The sequence below is a fragment of the Spirillospora sp. NPDC047418 genome, from assembly GCF_040643275.1.
Taxonomy (GTDB): Bacteria; Actinomycetota; Actinomycetes; order Streptosporangiales; family Streptosporangiaceae; genus Spirillospora.
The window spans coordinates 87667-98480 of the sequence record NZ_JBEYTW010000004.1 but is presented as its reverse complement, the minus strand read 5'-3'; the positions used below and the strand labels follow the sequence as shown (position 1 = coordinate 98480).

Here is a 10814-nt window from a genome sequence, read left to right as displayed (position 1 = left end):
CTCCCGCAGCGTGCTTAATAGGAGTGCCATATTGGAAACTCTGTTTCTCACAGCGAAACAGACGCCGCCTTCGGAGGCAGCATGCGCACCGTCCGTGCCGTCCGTTCCCTGACCGGGGCCACCGGCGCCGCACTCGCCCTCACGCTCATCGGCCCCCTCTCCCCCGCCAGCGCCGCGTCCACCCGCATCCAGACCACGGTCGACATCCGCTGCGCGTTCACGACCCTGCACCAGAGCGCCGACTGGTACTTCCCGTCCGGCACCCCGCAGGGCCTGGTGTGGCTGCAGCACGGCTTCGCCCGCGCCAACGACCATGTCGCGGACCTCGCGTCCAAGTACGCGAACGCCGGCTACCTGGTGTTCGCCCCGACCCTGCCGACCGCGAACATCTTCGGCTGCACGCTGCAGAACATCGGCAACAACACCGACTTCCTCGGCAACGTCGCCGACCTCTTCGCCAAGATGGGCGACCCGTCCGACAAGCTCGGCCGCAGCTTCACCAAGGCCAAGGCCGAGGCCGGGCGCACCGGGCTCACGCTGCCGAACTCCGTCGTCTTCTCCGGGCACTCGGCCGGCGGCGAGGCCGTCAGTTACGTCGCCGGGCGGCTGCGCACCGACAGCGCGGCGGGCTGGGCCAGGGTCCGCGGGCTGGTGCTGCTGGACCCGGTGAAGTCGTTCATCGGCGACAACCTCGCCACCGGGCTGAACGCGGTGGACGGGACCGGCCGCATGATCCGCACGATCTCCGGCCCGGACGGCCTCTGCAACAACAGCGGCAGCGGCACCGACCTGGTGCAGGAGGACGTGCACGCGCCGTTCGTCGGCGTCCGGCTGACCACCGGCGCGCACACCGACGCCGAGGGCGCCAGCACCGACGGCGTCGGAACCCTCGCCTGCGGCACCCCGAAGGCCGAGAACGTCGCGACCCTCCAGACGTTCGCGGTCGCGTGGGCGAAGGACGCCTTCAACGGCACGCAGACCGCCGCGTACCTGCCCGGCGGCACCTACTACCAGAGCCAGCTGTCCACCGGCCGGATCGAGACCCTGTCCGGCGCCTCCTGACCGTCCCCCCCCGCCCGCCTGACCGGCGGGCGGGGCCCGGCCGACGTGAAGTTTCTTCGTGCCCGCTCTGGCGGCCGGACGGCCGCACTTGTAAGATTTTGGAAACAGCGTTTCGCTACGGGAACCGGGAGGCCCGATGGGTCCGGTCCGAGTCGCCGCAGTCCAGTTCGCGGCCGACCTCGATGTGCCCGGCAACCTCGCCACCTGCCTGCGCATGGTGGACCGGGCGTCCGCCCAGGGTGCGAGCATCATCGTTCTGCCGGAGTTCTGCAACCGCCTGTCCTGGTACGAGGACCGGGCGGCCGCCGAACGGCACGCCTGCGCCCCGGACGGGCCGTTCCTCACCGCGGTCGCCGAGCGGGCCGCCGCGCACCGCGCGCACATCAAGATCAACGTCACGCTGGCCGCCCCCGGCGGCCGGATCACCGTCAGCAGCCTCCTCTACGGCCCGGACGGCGCACTGCTCGGCCGGTCCGACAAGCTGACGCTGATGGGCGCCGAGGGCGACCACCTCGACCCCGGCACCGCCGCCGGGCCCGTCGTCGCGACCCCGCACGGCCGCCTCGGCATGTACGCGTGCATGGAGGGCGTCACCAGCGACGTCCCCCGCGACCTGGCGGTGCGCGGCGCGCAGGTGCTGCTCAACAGCCTCAACTCGTTCGCCACCGACGAGGCGAGCCTGCACATCCCCGTCCGCGCGGCCGAGAACAAGGTGTGGGTGGTGGCGGCCAACAAGGTCGGCCCGCTGCTGCCCGCCGCCCTGCTGCCCGCGATCGCTGAACGGCTCGGGGTGCCGCCGGAGCTGCTGGACGGCGCCGGCGAGAGCCAGATCGTCGCCCCGGACGGGACCGTCGTGGCGAAGGGGCCGCGCACCGGCGAGGCCGTCGTCATCGCCGACATCGACCCCTCGCTCGCCGACGACAAGACCCGCCCGGACGGGACCGACCTCTTCGCCTCCCGCCGGCCGCGGCTGTACACGCCGATCGTCCGGCCGCCGCGCCCCCGCGAGGCGCCGCCCGGCGACGAGAAACTGGCCGCGGCCGTGGTCCGCTCCCCCGGGCTCGTCCGGGCCGCCGCGCAGGCGGGCGCCGAGCTGATCGTCCTGCCGGAGCTGGCGTTCGGCGCCGGAGCCGACCCCCGCGAGGCCGCCGCGGAACTGGCCGCCGCGCTCCAGGGCACGACGGCGCACGCGGTGACCACCGTCCGCGCGGGCTCCGCGCACGCCGCCTACCTGGTGAACGCCGGCGGCCTCGCCGGAACCCAGCCGCAGCTGCACGCCAGTGCGCGGCACGCGGCCTGGGCCACCGAGTACGGCGAGCGGCTCGAGGTCTTCACCCTCCCCTGGGGCCGGCTCGCGCTCGTCGCCGGCGACGACGCCCTCTACCCCGAGGTCTTCCGGCTGGCCGCCGTCGCCGACGCCGACGCCGTCGCGGTGCCCTTCACCCCGGCGCAGGACTGGGAGACCGCCCTCGGCCTGCCCGAGCGGGCCGCCGAGAACCGGCTGAACATCGTCGCCTCCGGGCCGGACGGCGGGCTGATCCTCGCGCTCCCCGCCGACTTCACCCTGTGGACGGCCTGGCAGGGCCCGTTCGAGGGCCGCATCAGCCATCCCCTCGTCACCCGCGCCGGCGGGCCGGTCACCGTGGCGGACGTTCATCCCGCCCAGGCCGTCAACCGGCTCGTCTCCAAGAACACCGACCTGGTCGGCGGGCGCCCCGCGCACGCGGTCACCGCGCTGGCCGACGACGCACCGAGCGGAGCACCCAGTTGAAGGAGACCCTGCAGCACGTCGAGCAGATGGTGGACGAGTCCCCCGTCACCGACGTGACCGAGACCTTCGAGCGGTTCGGGACGATCCTGAACGGGCTCAAGGCGAAGATCGACGCCCGGTTCGAGGTGACGCGCGACCCGTCCAGCGAAGCCCTGGAGTCCTACGGGAACCCGCCGGAGAGCCCCGGCGGGCGGCTGGCCGCCTACAGCGGGCCGGAGATCGACTGGATGGTCCACTCGTGGCTCGGCAACCCGGCCGCGGGCTTCGCCAACCTGCACCTGACGGTGTGGCTCGGCCCGCACATCCGGGTGCCGCACCTCGGCATCGCGCTCCTGGTCTGGCCGGAGGGCTGGTTCTACGTCGACTCCGTCCCGCGCACGAACCTCCTCGCCGACGGCGCGTACTACGACGCCTACTACGAGCCGCTCAACGCGGACTGGCTGGCGGTCCGGGAGGAGAACCCGCAGCTGGAGTGGTTCACCAGCCGCGCCGGGTTCATCCGGGCGAGCCTGTCGCCCACCGCGCACTGCCACTCCTTCCCCCGCGAGGACGAGAACGTCGACCTCGTGGAGCGGCTGCTGAACCAGCACGTCGACCGCTGGCTCGGCTGGGTCGACGAGGCTGAGCCGGTGCCGGCGCAGGAGCGGGCCGCGCTCGCCGCCACCGACCTGGCGACGCGGCGCAACATCGCCGAACGCGACCCCGCGAACGTGATGGGCGTCCGGTACTTCGGCCAGGAGACGACCGACCGGCTCGTCCGCGCGCTGTGGGGCGGCGACCGAGAGCTGCCCCGGCCGTGAGCGCCCCCATGAGCGTGCGGTCCCTGTGGTGGTCGGCGGACACCGGCGGCCCGGCGCCGTTCGGCACCGCGCACCTGAAGGTCTACTACCCGGCCCGCGCCGAGGGGACCGACGCCGAGCGGCTGTCCGGGGTGATCCCGCCGGACCCGCGGGACGCCCCCTACCCGGTGGTCGTGTTCTGCTCCGGCGTGAACGTCGAGCAGGCGGTCTACCGGGAGCTGGCGACCGGCATCGCCGCCGCGGGGTTCGTCGTCGCGACGTTCGACCGGGTGGCGGAGCTGTTCGGCGGCCAGTACGGGCTCACGCCGGGCGTCGACCTGGACGCGGCCCGCCCCGACGCCTACGGCACCCGCCCGACCTGCCCCGCCATCCCCGCCGTGCTGGACGCGCTGAGCGGCATCGGCCTGCTCAAGGACGTGCTCGACCTGGACCGGGTCGCGCTCGGCGGGCACTCGGCGGGCGGCACGGTCGTACTCCAGTCGGCCCGGTTCGTCCCCAATGTGCGGGCCTGCTTCGCCTACGGGACGCACACCATGGTCGCCACCATGCTGGGCTGGCCCGCCGGCACGGTGCTGCCCGCGCAGGTCGAGTGCCCGGTGCTGCTCGGCGTCGGCACCGAGGACGGCGTGATCCTGGGCAGCTCGGACCGGTACGGGCAGGACGGCCCGTCCGACCCGGTCGCGCGCACCTTCGACGAGGCGCTCGGCGACCCGCGCGACCTGCTCGCCGTCGTGCGCGGCGCCAACCACTTCGCGGTCGCCGACCCGGTCGACCCGACCGCGGCCCGCGCCTTCCTCGACCGGCGGCCCGGGACCGACCCGGCCGCCTCCCGCCGCGCCTTCACCGGCCTGGCCGCCGCGTTCCTGCGAGCCCACGTGCGCGGGGAGGGCGCGGCGCCGTCCGCCGACCCGGCGCTCATCGACATCCGGCGCCGATAGGAGCCCCCCATGCTCAAGAACTTCTGGTACGCGGTCGAGTTCGCGCACGAGGTGACCCGCGCCCCGCGCCGGGTGACCTGCCTCGGCCAGGACTTCGTCCTCTACCGCAAACGCGACGGCGCCGTGGTCTGCCTGTCGGACCTGTGCGTGCACCGCGGCGCCGCGCTGTCGGCCGGCACGCTCGTCGGCGACACGATCGCCTGCCCCTACCACGGCTGGGAGTACGAGCCGGACGGCGCGTGCAGCAAGATCCCGGCGAACCCGCCGGGGCGCGGCATCCCGAAGAAGGCCCGCGTCGACTCCTATCCCATCCGGGAGGAGTACGGGCTGATCTGGGCGTTCCTCGGCGACCTGCCGGAGGACGAGCGCCCGCCCATCCCGCACTTCCCCGAGCACGACGACCCCGCCTTCGCCACGGTGTACGTCGAGATGGTCATCGAGGCGAACTACGAGCGGACGTTCGAGAACGTCGTGGACGCCTCGCACACCCCGTTCGTGCACGGCACCCGGTTCGGCAACCCGGACAAGCCGGAGATCCCCGACTACACGATCGTCCAGGACGACTGGTCGGCGGTCGCCGACATCAGCCTCAGCCCGCCGCCCGCGAAGGGCCTGTGGAAGCGGATGTACAAGGGGACGCCGGAGGAGGTGCTGACCACCAACGGCTGGTACCTGCCCAACATCGTGAAGCTGCACGTCCGGCTGCCGTTCGGGGACATGGTGCTCTACGACCACAACATCCCCCTCGACCGGAACCGCACCCTCGTCAAGATCGTCGGCTACCGGAACTTCTTCACCGGCAAGTGGGCGGACCGCGACGCCCGCAAGCGGATCCGCAGCATCCTGCTGCAGGACAAGCCGGTGGTGGAGAGCCAGCGCCCCGAACTGCTGCCCTACGACCTGCCCGACGAGCTGCACCTGCGCAGCGACGCGCTCCAGGTCGCCTACCGCCGCCGCCGGCAGCAGCTGATGGCGGACGGCTGGTGGGTCGGCGACGACGACCAGATGACCGTCAACGGCAAGCGCGGCAGCGCCACCGTCATCCCGTCCCCGGCCCGCCGGGAGAACCCGGAGCTGGCCCGCGCGTGGCAGCACCGCGCCCGCGGGGGCGCCCCGGCCGGCGACATCACCGAGAAGAGCACGGAAGGAGTGAGCGAGTGAGCGCGTCCGCGCCCAAGGCGCTCAGCGACCGGACCCTGGCCGCGCTGGCCGACATCGAGGAGCTGACGACGGTCCGGGAGAAGGACCTCGTGAGCCCGATGTCCCCCGAGCCAGTCGGCACGCTGCGCGTCCTGCGCGGCGAGCGGATCGCCAAGGTCGTCTGCATCGGGCTGACTGTCGACCAGATCGGCATGGACAGCCACATGGTCTTCGCGTTCACCGCCGCCGACTCCGCCGTCCCCCACTTCACCCTCGACTCGGTCAAGGCGGGCGGCTACCTCGCCTACCACATCGACCTCGTGCCGCGCGCCGACCTCGGCGCGAACCTGGCGTACCTCAACGCGGTGTTCCAGCCGCTGACGCCGGTGTTCGACGAGGTCAAGGAGCGGTTCGGGCCGTCCACCGCCGCGATCGGGCCGCGCCAGCACGCGATGATGTCGCCCTGGATGCTCGTCAACCGGGCGGACGAGGAGCACTTCCGCGAGATCGGCGCCTACCTCGACCGGTACTTCGAGCACTGGCGCGACCTGCTGGTGAAGGGCGTCCCCGACGACGTGCTCGGCGGCGCGACCGGCGCCGCCGGGCTGGCCGACCGCGACGCCCGCAACCGCGCGGCCCTGTTCAGCCCCGAGGTCGACCCGGTGTGGGCGAACGTCGCCCGCCTCGTCGGTGACGAGCAGGCCGAGGAGCTGCGCGGCGAGCTGCTGAGCAACGACCTGCCGGACGGGGGTACCGCCGATGCCTGAGCCGAGCGAGTGGCAGAACCGCATCCAGGGCGAGTGGCACGGGCGCCCGTCGCTGTTCGACGCGACCGGCACCTGGCAGGGGTTCGAGGACATCCGCCGGTCGTCGGTCTTCGAGGACGGCACCACCACCTACTACATGGACGGCGGCCTGGAGGGCGGCGGCCCCCTGGCGGGACGGTTCCGGCTGGGCGCGCCGTTCGCGTTCGGCGTCGTCGACTCCGACAGCGACCGCGTCTACACCGGGCCCGACTTCCACGGCACCGGGCAGCCGTACGGAGGGTTCGTCGACGCGCACTACTACGGGCCCGGCTGGCAGGTCGACCTCAACACCTGGAACCACGTCCTGCCCGACGGCGAGACGCAGGTGTACTCGTCCACCCTCTACCAGGGGTGGGCGCTCGTCGGGTGCTTCAACGGCGTCTACAAGCGCTCCACCGACTACGACACCAACGCCGACACGCGGGCGGCGATCGACGGGTTCCTGGCGGACGAGACGCGGCACGGTCCGATCCCCTACATCCTGCCCACCAAGCAGCGCGGCGCCTACAGCGGCACGTGCGAGCTGTGGGGCGCCGACCAGAAGCCGGCCGGCGAGGTCACCGTCTCCATCGAGCTGGAGCCCATCGACCTGCTGCGCACCCGGCGGCACGTCACCTGGACCGGCGCCCTCGATCGCGCCTACACGGTCGAGGTCAGGCGGGACGGGTTCCGCTCCTTCTTCGAGGGCCCCGACGCGTGGGGCAACGCCCAGGCGTTCGGGCGGGCCGACTACCCGGTCGTCCACTTCGGCGACGTCTGGAAACTGAAGGGCCGCGAATTCATGATCGACGCCAGGCCGGGGATGTCCGCCGGGCGGACGCTCACCGTCGCCTACGAGCTGTTCAAGGGCAACGTCCTGACCAGCGTCCTGCACGGCGTGCTGACCTGGGAGGCCGCGTGACCGGGCAGGCCGTCGTCGTCACCGGCGGGACGCGCGGGATCGGCCTCGGGCTCGCGCGGGAGTTCCTCGCCCGCGACGTCCGGGTCGCGATCTGCGGCCGCTCCCGGGAGTCGGTCGACAAGGCGCTCGCCGAACTCGGCGACGCCGCGGTCGGAGCCGTCTGCGACATGGCCGACCGCGACCAGGTGCAGGCGCTGTGGGACACGGCGGCCGCCGCGTTCGGGCGGATCGACCACTGGATCAACAACGCGGGCGTCTCCACCGCCCGCCGGCCGCTCACCGAACTCCCGCCGCGGGAGCTCGAAGCGGTCGTGTCGGCCAACCTGCTCGGCGTCATGCACGGCAGCGCCGTCGCGGTGCGCGGCATGGCCGGGCAGGGCGGCGGCACCGTGTGGAACATGGCCGGGCTCGGCAGCGACGGCCGCACCGTCCCCGGCCTGATCGGCTATGGGGCGACCAAGCGGGGCGCCGACTACCTCACCACCGGCCTGGCCAAGGAGGTCGCGGACGGCCCGGTGAAGGTGGCGCACCTGTCCCCCGGCATGGTCGTCACCGACCTCCTGCTCAAGGACTACTCGCCCGAGGAGCTGGCGAAGGCGAAGAAGGTCTTCAACATCCTCGCCGACCGGGTGGAGACGGTGACGCCCTGGCTGGCCGACCGGGTCCTGGCCGGGACGAAGAACGGCGGCACGGTCGCCTGGCTCACCACCCCCAAGATCATGGGGCGGTTCCTGCTCGGCACCGTCCGCAAGCGCGACCTGTTCGGCGACCGGGCGGACGATGCGGCATGACCGACTACCCCATCGCGCTGGCCGTCGAGGACTTCGTCCCGGTGGCGCTGACCGCGGCCGGCGTGGCGATGCTCCGGCACAAGCACCGGCTGGTCCCGCTCGCGGCCGTCCTGGTCGTGGCGGGCGGCTTCGCCAAGGCGACCTGGAAGCTCATCGTCGCCCTGGACGGCCCCGACCTGCAGTGGCTGCACGAGGCGCTGTTCCCGCTGCTGGCGGCCGGCTTCACGCTGCTGGTGTTCGCGCTGGCGCGGGAACTGCGCCACTCCGGCCATCCGGCCGCGCTCGCCGTGCCGCTCGCGGCGGCGCTCGCGGCCTCGGCCGCGCTGCGCGACACCTGGCCCGCGATGGTGTGGACGATCATCGCGGTGACCGGCGCCGGCGCCCTGCTGCTGCGGGAGGCGGTGCGGGCCGGCGACCGGACCACCGCGTCGCTGTTCGGCCTCTGGATGGCCGGGCAGTACCTGCTCGGCCCGATGGCGGCGCGGGCCGAGCAGTCCATCCCCCTGCAGTGGGTGGAGCAGTCCTGCAACACCTTCGCCCAGGCGGCCTTCGCGTACGCCGCCTGGCGGCTCGCCAGAGCGGCGACCCGGGAACCCGAGGCGGAAAGGGCGGCGGCATGACGGACGCACTCGGCTGGCGGCGCAAGTTCGGTGTGATCGCGCCGTCCACGAACACGATCGTCGAACCCGACTTCGCCCGGATGGGCGTCCCCGGCGTCACGTCCCACTTCTCCCGCATCCACATCCGCGACCAGAACATGGACGGGGACGCGGGCATGGAGCGGCTGCTGGAGCAGATCCGCGACGAGATCGGAGCGGCCTGCGAGCGGGTGCTGACCTGCGAGCCCGACTACATGGTGATGGGCATGTCCGCCGAGACGTTCTGGGGCGGCGTGGAGGGCAACAAGCAGTTCGTCAAGCAGATCCACGACATCACCGGGCTGGAGGTGGCGACCGGCGCCGAGGCGTGCGAGCGCGCGCTGACGCTGTTCGGCGCGCGGCGCATCGGGGTCGTCACCCCCTACCAGCCGGTCGGCGACGCCAACGTCCGCCGGTTCTTCACCGAGATCGGCTTCGAGGTCGACCAGATCATCGGGCTGCGGTGCCCGACCGCCGTGTCGATCGCGCACGTCGCCGAGGCGGAGCTGCGGGAGGCGCTGCGGGAGCTCGCGGCGGGCGAGGTCGACGCGCTGGTCCAGTGCGGCACCAACCTGTCGATGGTCGCGGCGGCCGACGAGGCCGAACGGTGGCTCGGCCTGCCCGTCATCGCCATCAACGCCGCCACCTGGTGGATGGCCCTGCGCGACAACGGCATCGACGACAAGGTCCACGGCGCCGGCACCCTCCTGCGCGAGCACTGACGCGATGCGGACCGAGGGCGGGTACGCCGACACCGAGTGGGGCCAGGTCCACTACCGGGTCAACGGGCGCTCCGGACCGTGGATCGGCCTGTTCCACGAGGCCCCGCTGTCCTCGCGGGTGTTCGAGGACGTGCTGCCGGTGCTCGGCCGGCACGCCCGCGCCGTCGCGTTCGACACCCCCGGCTACGGCGCGTCCGACGCCCCGCCCGGCCCCGGCTTCGAGATCCCCGACTACGGCCGCGTGCTGGCGCGGGCGGCGGCCGGGATCGGGATGGAGCGGCCCGTGCTCGCCGGCGTCCACAGCGGCGCCTCGCTGGCGATCGCCGCCTCCGCGCACCTGCCCGTCGCGGGGCTGGCGCTGAGCGGCGTCCCGCTCTTCACCGGCGACGAGCGGGCCGCCTTCATCGCCGGCTGGACGCCCGAGGCGCCGCTGGACGAGCACGGCTCGCAGTTCGGCTGGGCCGTCGAACGCTACCGGCGCGGCTGGGGCCCCGGCCTCCCCGTGGAGCTGCTGCACCTGGCGGTGGTCGAGCTGATGCGCGTCGCCGGCCGCTACGACTGGGGCTACCAGGCGGCGTTCCGGTACGACCCGGCGGACGCGCTCGCGGCGGTCGACGCGCCCGTCCTGCTGCTCAACACCGAGGGGGACATCCTCGCGGCCAAGGACGCGCTGGCCATGCAGCTGGCGCGCGACGCCCGCCGCGTCGTCCTGCCGGACCTGCCGGGGCAGCCGCACCTGCGCGCCCCCGGCGACTTCGCCGCCGCGCTGCTGGCCTTCACCCGCGAGACGACCGGCCCGTGACCACCGCGCCCGGCGTGTCGGGCGGATCAGGCGGCGCGGGCCTCGCTCGCCAGGTGCACGCCGACGCGCGGCGCGTCGATGATCGAGTTGTGCACCGTGCAGCGGTCGACGGCGGCCACCAGCCCGTCGGCCTCGGCGGCCGAGAGCCGCGCGGGCGGGCGCACCCGCAGGTCGACGTGCGACACGCGGGCCGGGACGGTCGGGCTCATGGTGTAGCCGGCGGTGATCTCCAGCCCCGCCGCGGGCAGGCCGTGCCTGGACAGGTACCGGCGCGCGTAGTGGGCCGCGCTCGCGGCCAGCGACGCGACGAACAGCTCCAGCGGCGTCGGCCCGACGTCCATCCCGCCCGCCGAGTACGGCTGGTCCACATGGATCACGTGGTCACGGACGAGCACGGCGAAGGCGTCGTTCTCGCGGTGGACGACCAGAATCTCCCTCACCCG

General features: G+C 73.4%; 12 protein-coding genes. 11 read left to right on the top strand and 1 reads right to left on the bottom strand.

Going from position 1 to position 10814, the window contains the following annotated elements:
• The first annotated feature begins 81 nt into the window (after window positions 1-81).
• From ABZ806_RS03635 to ABZ806_RS03585, 11 genes are all read left to right on the top strand, one after another.
• Window positions 82-1062 (top strand): alpha/beta fold hydrolase, encoded by a 981-nt coding sequence (locus ABZ806_RS03635; RefSeq protein ID WP_500215067.1) that lies wholly within the window; start codon window positions 82-84, stop codon window positions 1060-1062.
• A gap of 136 nt (window positions 1063-1198) precedes the next feature.
• Window positions 1199-2833, top strand: a complete 1635-nt coding sequence (locus tag ABZ806_RS03630; protein WP_500215066.1) for a nitrilase-related carbon-nitrogen hydrolase — start codon at window positions 1199-1201, stop codon at window positions 2831-2833.
• A complete protein-coding gene (locus tag ABZ806_RS03625; RefSeq protein ID WP_500215065.1) occupies window positions 2830-3633 on the top strand; it encodes an oxidoreductase in 804 nt (267 codons plus the stop codon). Before ABZ806_RS03630 ends, ABZ806_RS03625 begins: the two co-directional genes overlap by 4 nt.
• Before the next feature lie 8 nt (window positions 3634-3641).
• On the top strand, window positions 3642-4571 hold the full coding sequence (locus ABZ806_RS03620; RefSeq protein WP_500215064.1) for an alpha/beta hydrolase family protein: 930 nt from the start codon (window positions 3642-3644) through the stop codon (window positions 4569-4571).
• 9 nt (window positions 4572-4580) lie between these two features.
• Entirely contained in the window at window positions 4581-5732 is a 1152-nt protein-coding gene (locus tag ABZ806_RS03615) for an aromatic ring-hydroxylating dioxygenase subunit alpha (RefSeq protein ID WP_500215063.1), read from the top strand.
• Window positions 5729-6478 (top strand): hypothetical protein, encoded by a 750-nt coding sequence (locus tag ABZ806_RS03610; protein WP_500215062.1) that lies wholly within the window; start codon window positions 5729-5731, stop codon window positions 6476-6478. The genes ABZ806_RS03615 and ABZ806_RS03610 overlap by 4 nt, the downstream gene beginning before the upstream one ends.
• A complete protein-coding gene (locus tag ABZ806_RS03605; RefSeq protein ID WP_500215061.1) occupies window positions 6471-7418 on the top strand; it encodes a hypothetical protein in 948 nt (315 codons plus the stop codon). The genes ABZ806_RS03610 and ABZ806_RS03605 overlap by 8 nt, the downstream gene beginning before the upstream one ends.
• A complete protein-coding gene (locus ABZ806_RS03600; RefSeq protein ID WP_500215060.1) occupies window positions 7415-8209 on the top strand; it encodes an SDR family oxidoreductase in 795 nt (264 codons plus the stop codon). The genes ABZ806_RS03605 and ABZ806_RS03600 overlap by 4 nt, the downstream gene beginning before the upstream one ends.
• Complete coding sequence (locus tag ABZ806_RS03595) at window positions 8206-8829, top strand: hypothetical protein (protein ID WP_500215059.1); 624 nt, start codon at window positions 8206-8208, stop codon at window positions 8827-8829. Before ABZ806_RS03600 ends, ABZ806_RS03595 begins: the two co-directional genes overlap by 4 nt.
• Complete coding sequence (locus tag ABZ806_RS03590) at window positions 8826-9569, top strand: maleate cis-trans isomerase family protein (protein ID WP_500215058.1); 744 nt, start codon at window positions 8826-8828, stop codon at window positions 9567-9569. Before ABZ806_RS03595 ends, ABZ806_RS03590 begins: the two co-directional genes overlap by 4 nt.
• Window positions 9570-9573: 4 nt before the next feature.
• Window positions 9574-10371: an alpha/beta fold hydrolase gene (locus tag ABZ806_RS03585; protein ID WP_500215057.1), complete on the top strand. Its 798-nt coding sequence runs from the start codon at window positions 9574-9576 to the stop codon at window positions 10369-10371.
• A 26-nt stretch (window positions 10372-10397) separates the two neighbouring features.
• On the opposite strand, the gene ABZ806_RS03580 is transcribed toward ABZ806_RS03585, so the two are convergent.
• Window positions 10398-10811, bottom strand: coding sequence for an OsmC family protein (locus tag ABZ806_RS03580; RefSeq protein WP_500215056.1), 414 nt, complete (start codon window positions 10809-10811; stop codon window positions 10398-10400).
• Between the last annotated feature and the right edge of the window lie 3 nt (window positions 10812-10814).